Source organism: Neobacillus sp. NPDC097160, from assembly GCF_044762155.1.
Lineage (GTDB): Bacteria > Bacillota > Bacilli > Bacillales > Cytobacillaceae > Neobacillus.
In genome coordinates this window covers 48079-69346 of the sequence record NZ_JBIWDU010000006.1, presented here as the reverse complement: position 1 = coordinate 69346, position 21268 = coordinate 48079, and the positions used below count along the sequence as shown (strand labels likewise).

Sequence of the window (21268 nt, the reverse complement as noted above, 5' to 3'; positions counted from 1 at the left end):
TTTGACTTTTTTGTTTTTTTTGAAAATGATTGGTTGTTTGATAATAGCTCAAAACCCCTTTCCATCAAACTAAGATTTCTCCCTTTAATCAAATTAAAAAAAGCGAGAGTGACCGGAACCGATCATGTCTCGCTTGTTTATTTTAAGTATTGGGATATATAACCACCCGCCAATTCCTTCTGTTCATGGCTGCGGTCTCCTTTTTCCTTTTCTTCTCTTTTAGCAATGTTATTGGCCAATTTATTAAGAGTATCCATGCAGTCTGCGCATTTTCTTCCCTTGTTTATCATATTTCCGCACGTTTCACAGGGATAAGATAGTTTAGGGAAATGATCAACCAAAATTCGACCTGCCCAGATAAAATGACGGATTTGAGTTACCGAAACGCCAGTCTCATCGCTTAGTTCTTGAATCGTAATTCCGGAATGCTCCCGCAAATACGCGGCTGCCTTCAGAAAATCATCTTCTTGTTTTTGATTACAACTGTCACAAATATTTCTTAGGCGCAGGAAGAGCTTCCCGCATTTTGGACAATTCGATAATTGCGGTGTACCCAAAAGTTCCCCTCCTTATTTTTCCTTTTCCTTAAAATGGTAAAACCAGGAATCGAGGGTAATTAGCTTGCTATCACTTTATTAATCGAGTCAATGACCCGGTCAGCTTGGAATGGCTTTACAATGAAATCTTTCGCACCTGCTTGAATCGCCTCTAATACCATCGGTTGTTGTCCCATAGCCGAACACATAATGATCTTAGCTTGTGGATGAAGTGCTCTAATTTGCTTAACAGACGTAATTCCATCCATTTCAGGCATCGTAATGTCCATTGTCACTACATCTGGCTGCAGTTCCTGGTATTTTTCTATGGCTTCTACTCCATTCACTGCTTCTCCAACAACCTCCAGTCCATTCTTGTTCAAAATATCTTTTAACATCATGCGCATAAAAGCTGCATCATCTACGATTAAAACCCTTGCCATATTATGCTCCTCCAATATTCATTATTGTTATTTACATAGTCATCTTGGATAGACGATCAACAGGGCTAATAATGTCTGTGATCCGTACACCGAAGTTCTCTTCGATCACGACCACTTCCCCTTTGGCAATTAACTTATGGTTTGCTAGGATATCCACAGGTTCGCCTGCCAATTTATCTAGTTGTATAACGGCACCCGGCCCCAATTCAAGGATTTTTCGAATTTGCATTTCCGTACGTCCCAACTCCACGGTAATCCCCAACGGAATATCATATAACATATCGATATTACCTGGACCATTATTTGCACCGTTAGCTGCTGATTTCTCTGAGAAAGCAGCATATTCGACTTTTTGTACGTTGGCATTGGCCGTAGTTTGTATAGGGCTTTGTGGAATTGATACTACGTTAGACTGCGGAACAGCAGTGGTTTGGACTGACACTTCCTGAATAGGTGTAGCTACGGCTTCCTCTATAACCGAACTAGGTACGTCTGTACTAGCGGGAAAAAGGATTTGTTGAATCATCTCTTTTGCGAAAGATAAAGGTATTAACTGGATCATATTAGAATCAATGAGGCTTCCTACTCTTAAACGAAAGGAAACTTCGATGATAATATCTTCTTCAAATTGTTCTAATTTTTTTGGCGGTAAACCGAGTACATCTATGGAAGGCGGAGAAATATCCACTTTTTGCTGAAACAAAGTCGACATGGAGGTAGCGGCTGACCCCATCATCTGATTCATAGCTTCTTGAACAGCACTTAAATGCAGTTCCGAAAGTTCAAAGTCCCCCCCTGTACCATCACCGCCCATCATCAAATCGGCAATAATTTTGGCATCATTTTCTTTGATCATCAACATATTTTTACCTCGGATGCCTTCCGTGTAGTCTACGTGTACGGCTACTTTCTTTTCCTGTATGACCTCTTCCATTCGATCCCGCTCAATAACAGAGAGTGTAGGCGTAGTGATCTCTACCCGTTGGTTCAACAGTGTAGATAGAGCCGTGGTAGAACTTCCTAACGATATATTCCCAATCTCGCCTAATGCGTCTTTCTCCATGGAGCTTAAAAAATCATCGATAGATAACGATTTTGCATCTGTTTGATTGAACAGCGCATTGATCTCTTCTTGTGATAGTAAACCATCGCCCATTTTATTGATCATCTCCTTCCGAGTCGATTATTTGTTCAATCTGAACAGCGTAATGCCCTTTTTGAAGGCCGGGGTTGCCCAGAAACCTCGTCAATTGTCCTACTTTGACTTCTAGTTTCCCAGTTTCAATTCCAATCACATCTCCAATTTGCAGGTTGAAGAGATCGGAAACTTGTAAGGTTGCCTTGCCGATTTCAGCAACCACGGGGATATTTACTGTGTCTAGATTATCCTTCAAAATATCATGCTGTGGAACGGCGGTCTTCGCCATGGATGAAAGCCATTGATGTGTAGATAATTTTGGCAGTACTGGTTCCACGATGAAATGCGGCAAACAAAGTGTCATCCGACCCGTTATTTCCCCTATTGTAGTTCGGAGTGCGATGATAATCACTGTATCATTTGGGGATGCGATTTGAATAAATTGCGGATTGGATTCAATCGCTTCCCATTTCACCTTAATATTTTCAATGTTTTTCCATGCCTCTTGGTACATGTCAAACGCACGAGTAAAAATCTTTTGCATGAGCACCGTCTCGATTTCTGTTAAAGTTCCGTTTCGATTAGACGGATCCCCTTGTCCTCCTAGCAAACGTTCTAAGATGGAGTAGGCCACTTGTGGATTTATTTCCATGACCATTTTTTCATCCATCGGTTTCACCTCAAAAATGTTCAAAATTGTTCGCGAGGGGATGGACGCGATAAATTCCTGATAGTTTACTTGATCTACCAGGTCGATTTCAATTTGAACAAACGTTCTGAGTTGAGCTGAAAGATAGGATGTCAGTAATCGGGTAAAATTTTCATGTATTCTGGTAATGCTGCGTAATTGCTCCTTAGAATACCGCATCGCCCGTTTGAAATCATATACTTTTACTTTTTCCTTCTGTTCTGTTACATCGGATGCTTGCAATTCGCCATTATTTAAGGCTGATAAAAGGGCATCGATTTCAAGTTGCGATAATATATCTGCCAATGGGCATCCCCCTAACTCTTCCCTGAGTTATTGAATCTTGTTATTCTTTGAAAATATTTTTATCGTTTCAAATTAACAATTTCTTCCAAAATTGAATCCGAAGTAGTTATTGTTCGCGCGTTTGCCTGGAAGCCACGCTGAGCTATAATCATTTCAGTAAATTCTTCGGTTAAATCAACGTTAGACATTTCTAGAACACCGGAAATAATTTGCCCGCCTTTGTTGTCCTCAATTCGTCCAAAATCAGGTTGCCCGGAGTTTGCAGTTACTTCAAACAATGTATTCCCGACCTTTTTTAAACCTCCCGGGTTGAGAACGACACTTGTACCTACTGAAATGTTATCGTCTTGATTTACTGCAGAGTTGTTCAGATAATATTTATCATTAGTGGCATCATATGCTAATTTCCCACTATTCCCCGATTCATCAACCACGTTTATATAACCATTATAATCGATTGAATAGGACGTGAATTTCACTAGTTTTGTCACTGGGTCACCATTACCATCGACAATATTCCCATTACCATCTACCTTGTAAGGAGTAGGATTACCAGAAAGATCCGTAACGCTTCCAGTACCACTACCATCATCCAAATAACCATCGGCAAGAGTTAATGGTTTATTATAGTCTGTTATATTAATTGGAGCTTGAAATAGATTCCCTAAATTATCCTTGTACACCCCTAACACTAAATATCCGTTGGAGTTTACTAGATCACCATTTGCATCGCGTGTGAAATTACCGGCTTTTGTTAAGTATTGTGTACCCCCTCCATATTCAGGAGTAACAACAAAATACGCATCTCCATCGATAGCTAGATCGGTACCAACATTTGTTGTCATTGGACTTCCAGGAGTATGAATCGTATCAACTGACGCAATTCTTGATCCGAGACCAATCTGCATTGGATTCACCCCACCACGCACGCCCGTTGGCGCGACCGCTCCACCAATGTTTTTATTCATAATATCTTGAAACACGACTCGGCCCTTCTTGAATCCTACTGTATTGACATTGGCGATATTATTTCCGATGACATCAAGTTTCGTTTGTGAGCCCTTCAATCCGGAAACACCGGAGTATAGTGAATTTAACATAATGTGTTCCTCCTTATTTTCTAGTCTTTTTGATTGATTTATTTCGAAGCAGTTATGACTTGCTTAATCTCGGTAACACTTTCCGTAGGGACTTTTTCATTCCCAACTATATAATAATAGTTTCCGTCTTGCGAAGATACCCCAGTTACCACACCAGTTAGAGGAGATAAGCTCCCTTCTGGTGTCCAGCTAATCTCTTTTCCAATCGCTGCAGTATATTGATTCATTTGGCTACTGGCAAATTTCTCAAACGATTTATTTAGGTTCGTCATTTGTTCCAAGGAACTAAAAGTTGCCAACTGGGCAATAAAATCTTTATCCTGAAGAGGACTAGAAGGATCTTGGTTTGACAACTGTGTGACAAGAATCCGAAGAAAGTCGTCCTTTCCAAGAATGTTTTTTTGTTCGAAAGACTTAGTATTATTGTATAAAGAATTGTTTTTGGAAACAGTGGTGACATCCACCCAAGTACTCATTTACGATAGCTCCCTTCTATGCTGTAAAATCTATTTGTGAGACTGTCCTTGGAACAGCTCCTCTATATGGAACAGGCATGGGCTCTTTCTCTATTTCGGTTTCATCCGACTCATTCTGTTTTTTTGAAACATTTTGATCTGTTGTGAATGTCCGTTGCTCATGGGATGAATGAGAACCACCTTGAGAAAAAGCTAAGTTCGCTTGATTCGCATCCAAGGATACAGGTGTTTGCTGCACAATTTCCAGATTTTTTACTAGTAAACCTTGCTGTTGTAATGCCTGCTTTAGTTGGTGAAGCTGACCCTCAAGCGCTTCTTTCGCCAATCCTGTTTCCGCCAAAATTTGTGCCGATATTTGTCCTTGTTGAGAGGTTATTTTGATCTCTATATGGCCTAAATGTTCAGGATATAAAGAGAATCTTGCCTCTGTGCTTCCTAATTGTCCATTGGTACTCCTCAAATAACCGCCAATCCATCCGCTCACTTCCGGGACAAATTCGGAGACAGAAAGAATAGGCGAAGATGGGGCAGACTTCGATACGTTCCATCCTTCAGATTCATGCTGCTGATTTATAATAACCGTCTGTCCAGTAGATTTTGTTAAATCTTCCAACTGCTGATGAATTGGAATTGGGTCAAATTTACCTTCCTCACGGAACTTTGCTGTTTGTGCTGAAGTGAAAGATTGTTTCTCTTGAAAAGAAATAGCCTCATCTTGAGAAAGGGACAGGTCTTCCTGATTCGATACCATAGGATCCAAATTGGAAAACAAAGAACTGGGTGATGTGAGTACATTATCCAAGATCATTTGCATTTTGCCTTCAATATTATTAGGAATTTCAATAGTGTTTTGTTTGTCTTGTAACTGAAATTCACTAATAAAATGTGCTAATCGCTGTATCAATATGCTCGAGTCCAAGGTTGATTCTTGATTAATGCCTTCCACCCTATGTAACCAATGAGCCAATGCCTTACTGTAGTCTGAAGTGACCTGATGGTGTTGATTTAACAACGCCGCCGATCCTTCCGGTGTTTGTGACTCACTTCCTGAATAACTATTATCTAGTTGGTCCCGCGATATGGTGTATATATGTTGAACTTGCTTAGTTTCCGAAACTAAAGATGTTTTTATTTTCCACCGTTCATCTGTATTAAGATTGGTCAGATTAGTTTGGAAGTTACCTTTTGTTTCAGATACATTTTGCAGAGGAAACGCCCCTGTCTTCCCATTCTGAATAGTATTAATGCTATCCGTCTGAATTTTGTTATCAAAAAAGAACGGATTTTTAAACGAATGTCTAATAACCGGTGTTGTGCCAACAAATTTGTTTCCTGTTTTTGATTCATCCAAAACCAATTGGATTTTGTCTCCAATATCAACAGGTACTTCAATAGAGTTTTGTTTGTCTTGTGACTGTAATTCACCAATTACCTTTTCTAACCGCTGCATTACCTGACTCGGATTCAAGGTTTCCGTTGGATTCGTGTTTTCCACCTTTTGTATCCACTGGTCCAGTCCTTTATTGTCATCAGTAGTAGTCTGTTTTAGTGAATCTACCATTGGAGACTTTGCCGGTATCATAGTTTTGTTTGCTGAATATGAATTATTAGGTGAATCCTGGGGTGTTTCCTGTGTATACTGTCTATGCTGGATCCCTGCAATCCATGCAGCCAAAATGGAGTCTAATTCCAACCACTCTTCTTCATTGGGAAAGGTTTGCTCTATTAGTTTGCTCTCTTCCATATCAGATTCATTTTGGATAGTAGAATCTGCTGACTGCCGGTCTGACGCTATTGTTCGACCTGAAAAGTTATACCTAGCAAATATCTGATCGAAGGAATTCACTGGAGCATTAGTTTGTGAAGTTGACTTTTGTCTTCCACCATTCGACAGATTTGTTTGATTTATTTTGATAGGAAATTGCGTAACTTCCAAACATCTTCCATCCTTTCGATTGGATAATAAATTTCAATTACTTTACATTATAACTCATATACATGTTTACGTCATGAGGTTTTTTGGGTACTTTCAAAATATTATTGTATCTTCTTTCAAATGATTTATGATTGATTACGAGAAATTATTGCTACTTTATTTTAAAAAATAGAAAAAACAGGCAATAGGAATCAATCCGTACCTGTTTTTTCTTTGTCGCCAAGGTATTTAACAATATAATTTCTAATATTGGATATTCGAATGCTTTAGTAATTATTTTTGTCTTCATCTTCTGTTAGAGTCTGTTTGATAGTTTTTGATATTTTTTATTCCCTATTGGATTCGTAGCAATAATTATTTGCTATGCTTAAATAAAATAATCTTTTCTTTATTTTTATTGGACGAGTTAAATTTTCCATGGTCACTAATCAAGAAATAAAGGACATTATTTCTTGATACATTTGTGAACGAACAAACTGTCCATCTGCATACCCTGCTTCTAAGACAGCTTTGGGCATTCCATAAACTATGCAGGAATCCTTTGCCTCTACAAATACATTTCCCTGATACTTTTTCACTACACCACACCCTTGCATCCCGTCTACTCCCATACCAGTTAAAATTACAGCCAATAACTGATTAGTGAAGATAGGTGCTGCTGACTCAAGTGTAATATCAATAGAAGGCTTGTATAGAGCTTCACCATCTACATCGTTATCCACATTAAAGATTACAGTACCATCAGTTTTATTTTCAAACCTAGTTTGATAACCCGAGGGTGCAATATAAATTGTTCCCCCCTGTACTGCTGTCCCATTTTGTGCTTCTTTAACCTCTAATTGACACAATGTATCAAACCGCTCAGACAAAGGTTTGGTAAAACCCGGTGGCATATGTTGAGCAACAACAATGGGAATTGAGAAATCCGCAGGAAAATGAGGAAGAATTGTTTGTAAGGCAGAAGGACCTCCAGTTGAACAACCGATGAAAATGAGACCAGAACGCTGACGCTTCATTTTTCTGACTTCTTTTGGCAGCTGGAGAACCGTAGTGGCTACATGCGGGATTTTGGCTTCCACAATCCCTTTTAATCGCTTTAAAAATTCCTGGCAACGATCTTCTCCATCCTGATTCTTGATTAGACTTTCTTTTAAAAAGAAATCAACCGCCCCTAGTTCTAGTGCATGTAATGTTTCCTTCGCTCCTTCTTTGGTTCGGGAGCTTAACATGACCACTGAAACCGGGGATGTTTGCATAATTTGCTCCAATGCTTGCAATCCATTCATTTTCGGCATTTCTACATCCATGGTGACTAGATCTGGCTTTAACCGATGAACCTTGTCAACAGCCTCGACCCCGTTCCTTGCAATGCCAATCACATGAAATTGTGAGTCCTCCTCAAGTATATGGCTAATTGCTCTTCTCATAAATGCAGAGTCATCAACCACTAATACTCTGTACTGTTTCATCCCGATCAGATTCCTTTCGATAATAAAAAGTCTTATCTGAGTCCACTTTTTTAAACCCCAAGGTCATATCCGTAATGGATTCAGCATGACCAAGAAACAGGTATCCTCCATCTGATAATTTTTGATGTAAGCTTTGGATTACCCGCTTGGTCGTTTCTTGATCAAAATAGATCAAAACATTCCGACAAAAAATGATGTCAAACTCAGCTAGTTGAGCTATTTCATCTTGATCAAGGAGATTTAAATACTTAAATTGAATCATTTTTTGAATGGAAGGATTAATTTGGTATCCGCCGTCTTTATCTGTAAAATATTTCTTCAAAAGGTTTTCAGGGGTTCTTCGAAAGGCAAACGACCCATGATGATACCATCCCATTTCAGCTTTTCGAAGAACCTTTTTGTTAATATCTGTAGCAATAATCTCGACCGAACCAGGTAGGAATTTCCCCGTTTCCTGAATCAACATGGCTAATGTATAGGGTTCCTCACCGCTTGAACAAGCTGCACTCCATATTCGTATCGGTCGATTTCTATTTTTTCTTTTTATCAGGGACAAAACATAGGAACAACACTCGTTTAATTGGTTCTCTTCCCGATAGAAGTATGTTTCATTGATTGTTAATAACTCGACAAGAATATCCCATTCTTTAGGTGACATTTTCAAGTATTGACAATATTCCCAATGGGAGAAGCCGAGTTCCATTAGTCGTTTTGAAATTTTTTCTTTTAGTGTGGGAAGACGGTCAGCAAACCGCAACCCACAATAGTTATAAATGATTTGGCTTAATGTAACTAGTCCGTTATCTTGCACGTTTATCACCTTTAACTTTCCCTGTTCAGCTAATATTGTGGAGACTCCTAAATGTTTCATATTTTACATTGTTAGTATAAAATTACTGGATAAATAGTACCACGTCAAATAAAAACGTTATTGTCGAATTTTGACAAGTGACGTACAATAGCATTATGAAAATATTTTAAAAACATCAAAGGAGAAAACAATGTCAAGTATTTTTGGAATTTTGTTAGCATTGCTAGTGATTGGGTATGGGATGTTTTTAAAAGGGGCTTCACTGTCAGCATTAATCAATCCTGCAGCCTTCCTAATTATTTTTGGAGGAACGATTTCTGCAGTCATTATCGCTTTCCCGTTTAGTGAACTCAAGAAGTTTCCTTTTGTTTTAAAAATTGCCCTTTTTGAACCGAAACAGCCTTCAAAATCTCAACGAATTTCTGATTTAGTAATATGTGCAGAAATTGCAAAAAAAGAAGGAATTCTTGCACTTGAAGAATTAGCGAATACTATAACGGATCCTTTTTTCAAAAAAGGACTTGAAATGGTTATTGACGGTCATGATGTTGAGTTCATTGAAGAGGTCTTGTTAGACGAGGTAGCAGCGATCGACAAGCGACATAAATCAGGGGCATTACTTTTTTCACAGGCGGGAACATATGCCCCAACCTTAGGCGTTCTCGGAGCTGTAATTGGACTTATTGCCTCACTTGGAAATTTAAATAATGTCGACAAGTTAGGCCATTCTATTTCCGCTGCCTTTATTGCAACCTTATTAGGAATCTTTTCGGGATATGTGTTGTGGCACCCGATAGCCAATAAATTAAAAAGACTCTCTAAACTAGAACAAGAGTTTAAAATTCTTACTATTGAAGGGTTGCTTGCAGTCTGTCAAGGTGTTTCTCCTAGTGCATTAGAAAAGAAATTAACTGTGTATACCACACCAAAGGAACAAAAAAAGTTTGAAAAGAAAATCGAGGAAAATGTTCATGAGAAAACCGCGTAAACATTTCGAAGAAGAGCAAGATGAGCATGTGGATGAATCTTGGCTGATTCCTTATGCTGACATAATGACGCTGTTGTTGGCCTTATTTATTGTCTTATTTGCAGCAAGTAATATAAATGTCTCCAAGTATGAAGCAATAATGAACGCACTAAAATCAGAGTTAACAGGGACCAAAGTTGAGAATAATCAAAAAGGCCTTGCACCAATTCCGTCATCAAAAAGCACAGCAGCAGTTCCTCAAAAACAGGAACCCGTTCAAAATGATGAGCCACGCAAAAGTAAAGAAGAGATTGAACTTGATAATTTGAAGGAAAAATTACAAAAATATATAGCCGACAATGGTCTTAAAGCGGTAATTACTCTCGCCGATACCAAAAGAGGTGTGGAAGTCACTTTACAGGAAGTCATTTTATTTGACTCCGGAAAAGCTGACCTTAAACCGAATTCTTTTCAAACATTGGATGGTTTGGTTGGTTTAATTAATACCGTCCCAAATCCAATTAGTATTGAGGGTTATACCGATAATGTTCCTGTTGGAAAGTCCGGTTTCTCCTCAAATTGGGAGTTATCCTCTTCAAGAGCCCTAAGCGTTCTCTACTATTTTGAATCGAAAAATATAGCAGGCAACCGGCTCCAATTTACAGGATACGGAGAATCACACCCACTATACCCTAATGATTCAGACCAACATCGGCAGGAAAATCGACGTGTGACAATTGTCATTCTTCGTGCTAATTAAGAAAGTGAATATCTTAATCTTACGAAATAGAAAATTTTTATAGAAGCCAAACTCACCCTGGATGGTAGAGTTTGGCTTTTTTGTTTAATAGTTAATTTGTTTAACCATTTGCACCTGCTCCGTCGCTTTCGTAATTCCATTTTCTATTAAGTATTGTGTTTTTTTTTAATAATCGCCATTTTGCGTCTCTCCTTACGGGTGAAATAAACATTAAACCACTTTCTGGCGCATAACACCTTTCATTTACCGAGTGAGCACTTTTTCCCTCTTCACTGTCAATGAAAGAAAGACAGAATCCCCCTACATCGCATGTGCGCCGCCATCAACAACCACAATGTCGCCAGTGACAAAATCCGATGCCGGTGCTGCTAAAAATAAGGCAACCCCTTTAAGATCCGTTTCGGAGCCAAATTTTCGCAGCGGCGTGCCTTCCAAAATCGCCTCACCGCCCTGGTCTAGCAGCCCTTTGGACATTTTCGTTGGGAAAAATCCAGGTGCAATCGCATTTACATAAATTCCTTGCGGTCCCCATTTTACAGCCAAATCCTTTGTAAAGGTAATGACTGCACCTTTACTAGCGTTATAGCCAATGGCATTCATATATTTTGGGTTACTGCCTTTTAATCCGGCAACCGATGCAATATTGATTATTTTTCCTGATTTTTGTTCAAGCATCACTTTTCCGACCGCCTGGGACACTAAAAATGTACCGGTCACATTCACATTTATTACCTTTTGCCAAGCCTCGAGCGGCATCTCCTCAACCGGGGCTCCCCAGGTAGCACCGCTATTGTTTACGAGAATATCAATTCTCCCGAACTTTTCCATAACACATTCAACGACATGATTAACATCCGCAGGGTTGGTTACATCACATTTTAAGGCAATGCTCTCAACCCCAAGATTTTTCAAGCTCTCACTTACTTCCTCACAGGCTTCGACTCTCCTCGAACAGACCACCACGTTCGCCCCAGCTTCAGCAAATCCTTCAGCAATCTGCTGTCCAAGACCCCTTCCTCCGCCTGTTACAATCGCTACTTTACCAGATAAATCAAACAGCTTACTTACATGCATGGACAATGCCCCCTTCTATAAAAATCATCGGTATTTTTTTAATTCGTATCTGGCAATCGCACGCTTATGAACTTCATCTGGACCATCTGCCAATCTTAATGTCCGGATATTCGCCCAACTTGCAGCAAGCGGCGTATCCTCGCTAACACCTGCAGCCCCAAAGGCTTGAATTGCCCGATCAATAATCTTCAGGGCCATATTAGGGGCAATCACTTTAATCATCGCAATTTCTGCCTTTGCTTCTTTATTCCCAACAGTATCCATCATGTAAGCTGCTTTGAGCGTGAGCAATCTTGCTTGTTCAATTTCAATTCTTGCCTCAGCAATCCACTCCTGGATCACCCCTTGCTCAGAAAGTTTTTTCCCAAAGGCAATCCGACTCTGAACACGCTTACACAATTCCTCAAGGGCCCGTTCCGCCGCTCCAATTGTTCTCATACAATGGTGAATTCTTCCTGGCCCAAGCCGCCCTTGAGCGATGGCAAAGCCTTTTCCTTCACCCCACAGCATATTGGACGCTGGTACGCGAACATTTTTATATTCAATTTCTGCATGACCGTGTGGGGCATGGTCATAGCCAAAGACCGGTAATACCCTTTTAATGGTCACCCCAGGTGCGTCAAGTGGGACAAGAATCATTGATTGCTGTTCATGTGTGGGAGCAGAAGGATCATTCTTCCCCATAACAATCGCAATTTTACAGCGCGGATCCCCTGCACCTGATGACCACCATTTTGATCCATTAATAACATATTCCTCACCATCGCGGACAATACTAGACTGAATATTTGTTGCATCTGATGAGGCCACATCTGGTTCCGTCATCGAAAAACAAGAACGAATCTCCCCTTCTAATAAATGTCTCAGCCATTTGTCCTTTTGTTCCTCGGTTCCATAACGGACAAGAACTTCCATATTTCCAGTGTCTGGGGCGGCGCAATTGAAAACCTCCGGGGCAATCGCTGACCGGCCCATTATTTCACATAGTGGTGCATATTCTGTATTGGTTAGACCGGCACCATACTCACTCTCTGGTAAAAATAAATTCCATAATCCGTGCTGTTTTGCTTTCTCTTTTAGCTCCTCCATAATTGGAGGGATTTTTGAAAAAGGGTCATTTATATCTATCTGCTCTTGATAGAGCTTTTCGTTTGGATAAATATACTCCTCCATAAATGCTGTCAGTTTTTTCTGATACTCATTTACCTTTACGGAATAACTGAAATTCATTCTACTCACTCCTTTTAACATACAAACTAGTTGGTGTGTTGTAAAAATTTTTAGAATATTCAATCCAACGAACATCTGCCCGCCTTCACGGCAAAAATAAGCCCAGCAGCAAAAGGGAAGGCCTTATTGGTGCTGGGATCTTTTGTACGATGCCAATCATTCTCATACAATCTAATATTGGTGAAATACTACCTCACCTTTTAAAACATCATTGCCCTGCTGATTAACTGCTTGGACAGTAAACCTTAGCGTCTGATCCTGTTTTTCTTTTACTGTTGCCTTGAGGGTAACGACATCATTTAAAAATACCATCCCTTTAAAGCGAATCGAGTAATCCTGAATAAAGCCATCCTCATAATATTCGGTAAATAGCTTCGCCAAATTTCCCATCGTCCACATGCCATGGGCAATAATTCCCGGCAAGCCCGCCTTTTTCGCCTCATCATCTATTGTATGAATCGGGTTAAAATCGCCTGAAGCACCTGCATATTTAATCAAGTCCAGCCTGGAGACAGGCTCAAGCTGAATTTCCTTTAGCAATTCACCGACTTGTAATTCCGCCGATATACTCATCAAGTTAACACCTTCCTCACAGCTTCAGATATGACAATCGTTGAAGACGAACTAAAAATGGTCGTTCCCGTCAAATCTTCGCCAAAGCTCTCCAAAATGAGAAACCCCATCTCACCAAAGTTCCCTTTTTTCTCAAAATACTTCTTCACGATTGAATAACAGTAAATTTCTTCCCCAACCAATAAAGGCCTTTCGTAATGGAATGTTTGTTCACCATGAATCAGTCCTTTATTTGGCAGGTTCATTCCTGCAATCACACCATAGTCAAATACCCTTGGGAAGGTCGGCGGTGCAATATTGTTTTTATACCTTGAAAGTTTTCCGGTATCCTCATCAAAATAGATCGGATGAAGGTCTCCAATGGCTTCCGCAAATTTCTTAACGGCACCTCTTTCGACGACATTTTTCACCTTGTTCGATTGCTTGCCGATTTGATCTTTGAACAATTCAACTTCACCTCATTACGAAATTAATTTTTCGGACCGCCTGCAACATAAATAACTTGACCATTAACGAAGGATGATTTCTCGTCAGCAAAGAAAGCAACAGCATTGGCGATATCCGCCGGCTTCCCGCTTCTGCCGACCGGGATTGCAGCAACACTTGCTTGAATTAATTGCTCAAAAGGAACCCCAATTCTTGCAGCTGTTTCCTTCGTCATTTCGGTTTCAATAAAACCAGGTGCAACGGAGTTTGCGGTGATTCCGTATTTTCCTAATTCAATCGCCAATGTTTTCGTAAAGCCCTGCAATCCTGCTTTTGCCGCAGCATAATTGGCCTGGCCGCGATTTCCAAGTGCAGAAGTAGAAGAAATATTGATGATGCGCCCATATTTTTGCTCAACCATATATTTTTGCACGGCACGGGCGGCATTAAAGGATCCCTTTAAATGCACATCCATAACCGTTTGCCAATCGGAATCCGTCATTTTAAATAACATATTATCACGGATCACCCCTGCATTATTGACCAAAATATCAACAGACCCAAACGTCTCGTAAACTTCTTTAACGGCGCTTTCCACCTGTTCCGCCTCGACAACATTTGCGACCTTTGAATAGACTTCGTATCCTTTTTCTTTTAATTCGCTTGTGGTTTCGCTTAATGCTTCTTCATTTAAATCGATGAAGGCCACCTTTGCCCCTTCTTGTGCCAAAAGCTCTACAATTCCTCTTCCAATTCCACGGCTGCCGCCCGTTACAAATGCAACTCTCCCTGCAAATCTGCCTGTCATTTTTCTTCCTCCCGAAATAAAAAATTGAATAGAAAATGCATACAGTATATGTTTAAACGTATTGCCCAACCTTCACATGACCTTTTATAAGGTTACGAGCAATAATCATTCGTTGAATTTCATCGGTGCCATCGTAAATTCTCCAAAGCCTTGCCTCACGGTACCAGCGCTCAATCGGTAATTCCCTTGTGTACCCCATTCCGCCATGAATTTGCAGGACTCGGTCGACGACATTGTTACCCATATTGGCGCCATATAATTTTGCCATCGAAGCTAAGTGACGATTATCTTCGCCGTTATCAAGCGTAAAGGCTGCATTTAAAACCAGCCATTTGGCTGCTTCAATTTCCACGGCTGAGTCCGCAATCTGCCATTGGATTGCCTGCCGTTCCGCAATTGGTTTCCCAAAGGTTATCCGTTCTTTTGCATAGTCAATCGCCATTTGTAATAATCGTTCAGCGGCACCGACTGCCCTTGCACCAACAACCCATCTTGCAAAACCAATCCATTCAAGGCCGAGATTATAGCCCTTGTTTAATTCACCAAGAATATTTTCTTCCGGAACGCGGACATTTTCGAATACTAAGCCGGCAGGACCCCATTCTCCCATCGTATGTATATACTCGGATTTCCAGCCCATGTCACGATCCACAATAAAGCACGTTACGCCTTCACGTCCATTTGTTGATTGGTGTAAATCCTTATCCGTAATCGCGATTGCCATGACAAAGTCTGCTTCGTTGCCTCCAGTAATGAAGGTCTTTTCCCCATTTAATACCCATTCATTTCCATCCTTCACAGCGGCCATTTTAATATTTCTGGTATCAGACCCTGCACCAGGCTCGGTCATGGCAAAGCATGATTTCTTTTCGCCGTTAATGGTTGGAAGTAAATATTTTTTCTTTTGTTCATCATTACCGTAATAAAGAATATTATCTGCTGAGCCGCCAAACTGAAATGGTACAAATGTTTTGGAGATTTCCATTAAGACGATCGCCATCATCATTTGACCAAGATCTGCACCGCCATACTCTTCAGGTGTGTTAATTCCCCAAAACCCAGCTTCTTTTGCCTTTAATTGCAGCTCTTTTAGCTTTCCGGGCGGGAGACTTGGTTTGCCTTCCCGTTCATTTCGTAAGACATCGTTTTCAAGTGGAATGAGTTCTTTTTCAACAAATCTTCTAATTGTTTTCTGGACCATTTTTTGTTCATCCGTCAAACGCAAATGCATGCCATTCACTCCATTCTTATTCTTGAAATCTAGCTTTTAATTCTTAAAAAGAATATGCATGAATCACCATACGCATACCTACCGGTTAGTATGTTAGTTTAATTTTATTCCGAAATTTCAGATAATACAAGGGTAATTTTAATTAAATTTTCTTTTCTTGGTTATTTTCCTGCCTTTTTACAAATGATAAAGATGATATTCATTACGAATATCATCGTTTCAAAGTATCCTATGATGAGGTGATTTTTTATGAGCTACAAAGATCAATTAGATCCGCACTCAGAACTCTTTCACCAAAATACGACGCGTCGAAGGTTTGCCAGGTCACAAGTAAATGGACAAACTCAATTGACGCAAAATGCGATCATCTTAAGGAGCAATGCCAAGGCCCACCGTTGGTAAACATCTTGGCATCGAAACGAAAAGTGGCTGCAAGGGAAGTTGTATCCATTTGAAGAAAAGACCCTTCACGGAAACTATTTCGGGAAAGGGTCTTTCTTTTTTTATTGAATTTGTACCCTCCGACCTATATTATAAAATCTAACTACATAATTTTTGGGAGTGGCATGAGAATGTTTGAAGAATTCACAATTAGAGATGCAGAAATACGTGATATACCAATCATAATAGATATTTACAATTCAACCGTTCCAGGTAGATTGGTTACAGCAGATTTAGAGCCAGTATCTGTAGAAAGCAGGATGCATTGGTTCAACGATCATTCTCCTGCTTTTCGTCCATTATGGGTTGTGGAGATGGACGACAGAATTTGCGCATGGGTAAGCTTTCAATCGTTTTACGGCAGACCCGCTTATAATGGAACAGCAGAAATCAGTATTTATATTCATCACGATTTTCGTGGTAAAAAACTTGGCAAATATCTTATTCAAAAAGCCATTGACGCCTGCCCAAAGCTTGAAATCAAGACATTACTTGGGTTTATTTTTGGACATAACGAACCAAGTATTAAACTTTTCAATAGCTTTGGTTTTGAAAAGTGGGCACACCTTCCGAATGTGGCAGAATTGGATGGCGTCGAAAGAGATTTACTTATCCTTGGCAAAAGAATCGTTTAATCGCAAAATAAAGCAGTGATGTTTTTCGAACCATTTTCACTGTTTCTCATTATATTATCTCCAAAAGGATTTTCCAAAAATGCATTATTCCAAATTAATTCAATTTCTAGTACTATATACAATAGAAGAAAAATATTTCTTACATTCTTGGACACGTTGCTTCCTTGAAAGAATTGGAGATTTTCATGAGCAAAAAAAAGCTCGTTATCCTTTACTTCATTACTAGTTTAATTTGGATATATGGTTCAAATTATTTAATCGAACAATTTGTACCTTCCTCTCTCATTCCGATTGTTGAGAGATCGAAAGAAATCTTTTATATCCTTGTCACGGGTGGGTTCATTTATTTTTTTCTCGATAAAAAACAAGAATTATCTGTTTCTCGCGAGGATCAACAACGTTTATCCACGTTAATTAATTCAATGGTTGACTTTGTTAATTTCAAAGACGGCGATGGTAGATGGATTGAAGCGAATGATTTTGGCTTGCAATTATTCCAGCTTGAACATGTAGATTATCGCGGGAAAAAGGACTCAGAATTAGCGGGATATTCAGAGGTTTATGCCGATGCCCTTAGGTACTGTGAAATTTCGGATGAAGAAGCATGGAAAAATGGTGAATTTACCCGTATCGAGGAATACCTTCACGTTCCTGACGGTTCAACCAAAATATTTGATACCATCAAAGTCCCACTATTCCATTCTGATGGATCAAGACAAGGATTGGTCATTATTGGACGGGATATTACAGAAAAAAAGGAAATGGCAAGACAATTAGCAGAAAGCCAGCAGCAATATAAATCCTTATTTGAGTACAGTCCGGATATCGTTTATATGTTGGATTTGGATGGAAAAATTACAAATCTAAACCCACACTTTGATGTTATTACTGGCTTCAATCGTGAAGAGATGATCGGGAAAAATGTTAAAATCCTATTACCGAAAAAGTATAAAAGATTCTTGCACCGCTTTATTTCCTCGGTTGCAGAAGAAGGTAAGCCGGTCATGTATGAAATAACAATTCCACATGTGAATGGAAATGCGATTACTTTACAATGTACGTCACTTCCTATCATTATCAATGGCAACATAACAGGAATTATCGGGTATGGCAGGGATGTCACCACCTTAAGGAAAACTGAGGAGCGTCTAAGAAGAACAGAAAAACTTTCTGTTGTCGGAGAATTATCCGCTAGTGTGGCACATGAAATTCGCAATCCTTTAACCTCCTTAAAGGGTTTTGTCCAATTGTTGCAAGTGGAAGATGCCAAGCACCAATTTTATTATCAAATCATGTTAGATGAATTAAATCGAATCAATCACATTGTTGGTGAACTCCTGCTTTTAGCTAAACCGCAGCATCTTAAATTTACCAAAGCAGAAATTCAAAAACTATTAAATGATGTCATTTCATTATTAAGAACTGAAGCTAGCTATTACAATGTTCAAATGGCGTCCATTTTTCCGGAACAAGGCATCCATCTTGAATGTGAGCCAAATCAGCTCAAGCAATTGTTTATCAATATTATTAAGAATGCAATTGAAGCGTCAATCAATGGCGGGAACGTAGCGATTGGCCTCGAACTGGTTGAGAATAATCAGGTTTTAATTACAGTAAAAGACAATGGCTGTGGTATTTCGAAGGAAAGGTTAGCTAAAATTGGCGAGCCATTCTACTCTTCGAAGGAAAAAGGGACTGGCTTAGGCCTAACGGTCAGCTATAAAATTGTTCAAACCCACAAAGGCACCATCCGTTTTGAAAGTCAAAGAAATCATGGAACCACGGTTTCCATGACCCTGCCCCTTAGTCAGAAAGGGCATATAAATTAAAAAACAACAAGTGGTTTCATGTGCTTGTTGTTTTTTTCTTTCGATTTCGGAAGAAGGCAATGATGAGTAATAGGGTGGGAATGATAATTTGAAATGGCCAATGCAAATAAACAGGGACCACCCGTAACCCTTCCTGGATATGTTCTGCATAATTCGCCGCGATTGTTACAGAGGCTATCAGGATAATTAACCCAATAGGGAAACTTAGCTTCTGATGGTTTTTAAAGCGAAATAGGTCTGTCGCTCCGATCACAGCTGCATAGAAAAATATGGAAATTTTAAAGAAACCGCCGATGACTATATAAAGCATAAACAAAACATCTAGTCGTTCAAAAAAATTAGCCAATTGAATTTTACCAATAGTGGTTAGCAGCGGGAAATTAGAACGTTGAAATAGATCTACCCCTAACGTCGCTACATTTATGGCACAAGTGATCGTTACATTAATTCCGGCTAGAATCATCCCGCCCATACAAGCAAGTTTTACTTTTTTATGATCATTTAAATAAGGAAGCAGCATGGTAAAAACGACCATTTCACCAAATGGAAAGGTGATAGTTCCCCTATAAAATGTGATGAGCACAGGCTTCCAGCCATATTCTAAAACTGGTTGAAGATATTCGAGATGAATTAATCCCGAAAAGAGAATGAGAAGGAAGCCAATCGATGCCATCAAATAGATGACACCAAAAAATAGTTCCCCCACTCGTGCAATCACTTCAAATCCCTTATGAACCGCATATATGATTGTAAGCAGCATCAAGGAATTAATGACAATGAGCGGGGTATTAAAATAAATGGTCGTTGTTAATAATTCACCAAAATCACGCAATACTCTTGTCGAACAATAGATGAAATAGATGATATACAAAAGGCCAAGCGGCCATCCAATCCATTTCCCGGTAATTTTTTGCACATAGCTCGTAAATGGCAGTGTTGGATAATACTTATAAAGCTGAAAATAAACGAGAAATAGCACTAAGCCCCCTGCTAAACCTAACAGCATGGACATCCACGCATCTTGTTTTGCCGAAACCCCGAGGCCCACAAGAATCGCACTGCCCATTTCAAACAGGACCACTAATATAAACATTTGCGATGCTTTGATTTTTGCCTTTTCCATTGCGTTATCCCCTTTTCCCAGGGCCAATTATTAAGATCAGACCAAAACGTCTATGTACGAATCAAGGGAGAACCGTACAGATTATCCTACCAATCAATCAAATGAAATTGCATCATTGAAACATAACAACAGGCTGCCTTATGAGCTTATTGTTTTTTTCTTTCGATTTCGGAAGAAGGCAATGATGAGTAATAGGGTGGGGATGATAATTTGAAACGGCCATTGAATATAAACGGGTACCATCTTTATCCCCTCTTGAATATGTTCCGCATAATTCGATGCAATCGTTACAGAGGCTAACAGGATAATTAAACCAATGGGAAAACTTAGCTTCTGATGGTTTTTAAAGTGAAACAGGTCTGTTGCTCCGACTACCGCTGCGTAGAAAAATATTGAAATTTTAAAGAAACCGCCGATCACTAAATAAAGCATAAATAGAACATCCAATCGTTCAATAAAATTTGCCAATTGAATTTTACCGATAGTGGTTAGCAGCGGGAAATTTGAGCGTTCGAACAGATCCACCCCTAACGTAGCCACATTTATGACAGCCGTGATGGTAACATTAATTCCCGCTAAAATCATCCCGAACATACAAGCAGTTTTTACTTTTTTTTTATCATTTAAATAGGGTAGCAGCATCGTAAAAACAATCATTTCTCCAAATGGACGCAAGTTCGTTTCCCTAAGAAATGTGATGAATACAGGCTTCCAGCCAAACTCTAACACTGGTTGGAGATTTTCGAGATGAATTAATCCTGAAAAGAGAATGAGAAGGAATCCAGCCGATGCCATCAGGTAGATGACACCAAAAAATAGTTCCCCCACTCTTGCCATCACTTCAATCCCCTTACGTACGCCATATATAATTGTTAGCATCATTAACGAATTAATAACGATGAGCGGGGTATTAAAATAAATTGTAGTCGTTAACAATTCTCCAAAATCACGCAATACCCTTGTAGCAAAGTACATAAAATAGATGATATACAACAGTCCTAGCAGCCTGCCAATCCATTTCCCGGTAATTTCTTGAACATAACTCGTAAATGGCAATTCAGGGTAATAGGTATAAAGCTGGTAATAAATGAGAAATATTAGTAAACCGCAAGCTAACCCTAACAAGATAGCGATCCATGCGTCTTGTTTTGCCGCAAATCCCGGAACTATAAGAATCGCACTCCCCATTTCAAACAGGACCACTAATATAAACATTTGCGATGCTTTGATTTTTGCCTTCTCCATTGCGTTTTCCCCTCTTCTAAGGG

Annotated in this window: 22 protein-coding genes; 5 read left to right on the top strand and 17 right to left on the bottom strand. The window is 39.5% G+C overall.

Translation table 11 applies throughout. From position 1 onward, the window contains the following. Positions 1-137: 137 nt before the first annotated feature. The 9 genes from ACIQXV_RS10140 to ACIQXV_RS10100 all read right to left on the bottom strand — a co-directional run bounded on the left by ACIQXV_RS10140 (position 138) and on the right by ACIQXV_RS10100 (position 8912). Positions 138-557, bottom strand: coding sequence for a hypothetical protein (locus ACIQXV_RS10140; RefSeq protein ID WP_402958418.1), 420 nt, complete (start codon positions 555-557; stop codon positions 138-140). 59 nt (positions 558-616) lie between these two features. Continuing rightward, positions 617-979, bottom strand: coding sequence for a response regulator (locus ACIQXV_RS10135; protein WP_402958416.1), 363 nt, complete (start codon positions 977-979; stop codon positions 617-619). Positions 980-1010: 31 nt separating this feature from the next. Continuing rightward, positions 1011-2135, bottom strand: a complete 1125-nt coding sequence (gene fliY, locus ACIQXV_RS10130) for a flagellar motor switch phosphatase FliY (protein ID WP_402958414.1) — start codon at positions 2133-2135, stop codon at positions 1011-1013. Position 2136: 1 nt separating this feature from the next. Next, a complete protein-coding gene (fliM, locus tag ACIQXV_RS10125; protein ID WP_402958412.1) occupies positions 2137-3111 on the bottom strand; it encodes a flagellar motor switch protein FliM in 975 nt (324 codons plus the stop codon). 59 nt (positions 3112-3170) lie between these two features. Then, positions 3171-4211, bottom strand: a complete 1041-nt coding sequence (locus ACIQXV_RS10120) for a flagellar hook-basal body complex protein (RefSeq protein WP_402958410.1) — start codon at positions 4209-4211, stop codon at positions 3171-3173. A 38-nt stretch (positions 4212-4249) separates the two neighbouring features. Continuing rightward, the gene (flgD, locus tag ACIQXV_RS10115) at positions 4250-4687 is read right to left on the bottom strand and encodes a flagellar hook assembly protein FlgD (RefSeq protein ID WP_402958408.1); all 438 of its coding nucleotides are present in this window, start codon (positions 4685-4687) and stop codon (positions 4250-4252) included. Positions 4688-4703: 16 nt separating this feature from the next. Continuing rightward, positions 4704-6623: a flagellar hook-length control protein FliK gene (locus ACIQXV_RS10110; RefSeq protein ID WP_402958406.1), complete on the bottom strand. Its 1920-nt coding sequence runs from the start codon at positions 6621-6623 to the stop codon at positions 4704-4706. A gap of 428 nt (positions 6624-7051) precedes the next feature. Then, entirely contained in the window at positions 7052-8092 is a 1041-nt protein-coding gene (locus tag ACIQXV_RS10105; RefSeq protein WP_402958404.1) for a protein-glutamate methylesterase/protein-glutamine glutaminase, read from the bottom strand. Continuing rightward, positions 8064-8912: a CheR family methyltransferase gene (locus ACIQXV_RS10100; protein WP_402958402.1), complete on the bottom strand. Its 849-nt coding sequence runs from the start codon at positions 8910-8912 to the stop codon at positions 8064-8066. The genes ACIQXV_RS10105 and ACIQXV_RS10100 overlap by 29 nt, the downstream gene beginning before the upstream one ends. A 181-nt stretch (positions 8913-9093) precedes the next feature. On the opposite strand from ACIQXV_RS10100, the gene motA reads away from it, so the two are divergent. Continuing rightward, positions 9094-9891, top strand: coding sequence for a flagellar motor stator protein MotA (motA, locus tag ACIQXV_RS10095; protein WP_402958400.1), 798 nt, complete (start codon positions 9094-9096; stop codon positions 9889-9891). Next, on the top strand, positions 9875-10630 hold the full coding sequence (locus ACIQXV_RS10090) for a flagellar motor protein MotB (protein WP_402958398.1): 756 nt from the start codon (positions 9875-9877) through the stop codon (positions 10628-10630). The genes motA and ACIQXV_RS10090 overlap by 17 nt, the downstream gene beginning before the upstream one ends. 300 nt (positions 10631-10930) lie before the next feature. Here ACIQXV_RS10090 and ACIQXV_RS10085 read toward each other — a convergent pair whose 3' ends face one another. The 6 genes from ACIQXV_RS10085 to ACIQXV_RS10060 form a co-directional block, all read right to left on the bottom strand. Beyond that, the gene (locus ACIQXV_RS10085; RefSeq protein WP_402958396.1) at positions 10931-11704 is read right to left on the bottom strand and encodes an SDR family oxidoreductase; all 774 of its coding nucleotides are present in this window, start codon (positions 11702-11704) and stop codon (positions 10931-10933) included. Positions 11705-11728: 24 nt separating this feature from the next. Then, positions 11729-12934, bottom strand: coding sequence for an acyl-CoA dehydrogenase family protein (locus ACIQXV_RS10080; RefSeq protein ID WP_402958394.1), 1206 nt, complete (start codon positions 12932-12934; stop codon positions 11729-11731). 171 nt (positions 12935-13105) lie between these two features. Next, positions 13106-13507, bottom strand: a complete 402-nt coding sequence (locus ACIQXV_RS10075; RefSeq protein WP_402958392.1) for a MaoC family dehydratase — start codon at positions 13505-13507, stop codon at positions 13106-13108. Then, complete coding sequence (locus ACIQXV_RS10070; protein WP_402958390.1) at positions 13507-13953, bottom strand: MaoC family dehydratase N-terminal domain-containing protein; 447 nt, start codon at positions 13951-13953, stop codon at positions 13507-13509. The genes ACIQXV_RS10075 and ACIQXV_RS10070 overlap by 1 nt, the downstream gene beginning before the upstream one ends. Positions 13954-13976: 23 nt before the next feature. Then, entirely contained in the window at positions 13977-14741 is a 765-nt protein-coding gene (fabG, locus tag ACIQXV_RS10065; protein WP_402958388.1) for a 3-oxoacyl-ACP reductase FabG, read from the bottom strand. Positions 14742-14793: 52 nt separating this feature from the next. Then, entirely contained in the window at positions 14794-15972 is a 1179-nt protein-coding gene (locus tag ACIQXV_RS10060; RefSeq protein ID WP_402958386.1) for an acyl-CoA dehydrogenase family protein, read from the bottom strand. 249 nt (positions 15973-16221) lie between these two features. On the opposite strand from ACIQXV_RS10060, the gene ACIQXV_RS10055 reads away from it, so the two are divergent. From ACIQXV_RS10055 to ACIQXV_RS10045, 3 genes are all read left to right on the top strand, one after another. Continuing rightward, a complete protein-coding gene (locus tag ACIQXV_RS10055) occupies positions 16222-16374 on the top strand; it encodes a YpzG family protein (protein WP_402958384.1) in 153 nt (50 codons plus the stop codon). A 170-nt stretch (positions 16375-16544) separates the two neighbouring features. Next, positions 16545-17048 (top strand): GNAT family N-acetyltransferase, encoded by a 504-nt coding sequence (locus tag ACIQXV_RS10050; RefSeq protein WP_402958382.1) that lies wholly within the window; start codon positions 16545-16547, stop codon positions 17046-17048. Positions 17049-17233: 185 nt separating this feature from the next. Beyond that, positions 17234-18877, top strand: a complete 1644-nt coding sequence (locus ACIQXV_RS10045; protein ID WP_402958380.1) for a PAS domain S-box protein — start codon at positions 17234-17236, stop codon at positions 18875-18877. A gap of 16 nt (positions 18878-18893) precedes the next feature. Here ACIQXV_RS10045 and ACIQXV_RS10040 read toward each other — a convergent pair whose 3' ends face one another. Beyond that, positions 18894-20000, bottom strand: coding sequence for a GerAB/ArcD/ProY family transporter (locus ACIQXV_RS10040; RefSeq protein ID WP_402958378.1), 1107 nt, complete (start codon positions 19998-20000; stop codon positions 18894-18896). Positions 20001-20138: 138 nt separating this feature from the next. Then, on the bottom strand, positions 20139-21245 hold the full coding sequence (locus ACIQXV_RS10035) for a GerAB/ArcD/ProY family transporter (RefSeq protein ID WP_402958377.1): 1107 nt from the start codon (positions 21243-21245) through the stop codon (positions 20139-20141). Between the last annotated feature and the right edge of the window lie 23 nt (positions 21246-21268).

Excerpts from the sequence above, each read along its gene's own strand:
- ACIQXV_RS10135 (WP_402958416.1), bottom strand. The coding sequence starts at position 979 with ATGGCAAGGGTTTTAATCGTAGATGATGCAGCTTTTATGCGCATGATG.
- fliY (WP_402958414.1), bottom strand. The coding sequence starts at position 2,135 with ATGGGCGATGGTTTACTATCACAAGAAGAGATCAATGCGCTGTTCAAT.
- ACIQXV_RS10120 (WP_402958410.1), bottom strand. The coding sequence starts at position 4,211 with ATGTTAAATTCACTATACTCCGGTGTTTCCGGATTGAAGGGCTCACAA.
- flgD (WP_402958408.1), bottom strand. The coding sequence starts at position 4,687 with ATGAGTACTTGGGTGGATGTCACCACTGTTTCCAAAAACAATTCTTTA.
- ACIQXV_RS10105 (WP_402958404.1), bottom strand. The coding sequence starts at position 8,092 with ATGAAACAGTACAGAGTATTAGTGGTTGATGACTCTGCATTTATGAGA.
- motA (WP_402958400.1), top strand. The coding sequence starts at position 9,094 with ATGTCAAGTATTTTTGGAATTTTGTTAGCATTGCTAGTGATTGGGTAT.
- ACIQXV_RS10090 (WP_402958398.1), top strand. The coding sequence starts at position 9,875 with ATGAGAAAACCGCGTAAACATTTCGAAGAAGAGCAAGATGAGCATGTG.
- ACIQXV_RS10085 (WP_402958396.1), bottom strand. The coding sequence starts at position 11,704 with ATGCATGTAAGTAAGCTGTTTGATTTATCTGGTAAAGTAGCGATTGTA.
- ACIQXV_RS10080 (WP_402958394.1), bottom strand. The coding sequence starts at position 12,934 with ATGAATTTCAGTTATTCCGTAAAGGTAAATGAGTATCAGAAAAAACTG.
- ACIQXV_RS10075 (WP_402958392.1), bottom strand. The coding sequence starts at position 13,507 with ATGAGTATATCGGCGGAATTACAAGTCGGTGAATTGCTAAAGGAAATT.
- fabG (WP_402958388.1), bottom strand. The coding sequence starts at position 14,741 with ATGACAGGCAGATTTGCAGGGAGAGTTGCATTTGTAACGGGCGGCAGC.
- ACIQXV_RS10060 (WP_402958386.1), bottom strand. The coding sequence starts at position 15,972 with ATGCATTTGCGTTTGACGGATGAACAAAAAATGGTCCAGAAAACAATT.
- ACIQXV_RS10055 (WP_402958384.1), top strand. The coding sequence starts at position 16,222 with ATGAGCTACAAAGATCAATTAGATCCGCACTCAGAACTCTTTCACCAA.
- ACIQXV_RS10050 (WP_402958382.1), top strand. The coding sequence starts at position 16,545 with ATGTTTGAAGAATTCACAATTAGAGATGCAGAAATACGTGATATACCA.
- ACIQXV_RS10045 (WP_402958380.1), top strand. The coding sequence starts at position 17,234 with ATGAGCAAAAAAAAGCTCGTTATCCTTTACTTCATTACTAGTTTAATT.
- ACIQXV_RS10040 (WP_402958378.1), bottom strand. The coding sequence starts at position 20,000 with ATGGAAAAGGCAAAAATCAAAGCATCGCAAATGTTTATATTAGTGGTC.
- ACIQXV_RS10035 (WP_402958377.1), bottom strand. The coding sequence starts at position 21,245 with ATGGAGAAGGCAAAAATCAAAGCATCGCAAATGTTTATATTAGTGGTC.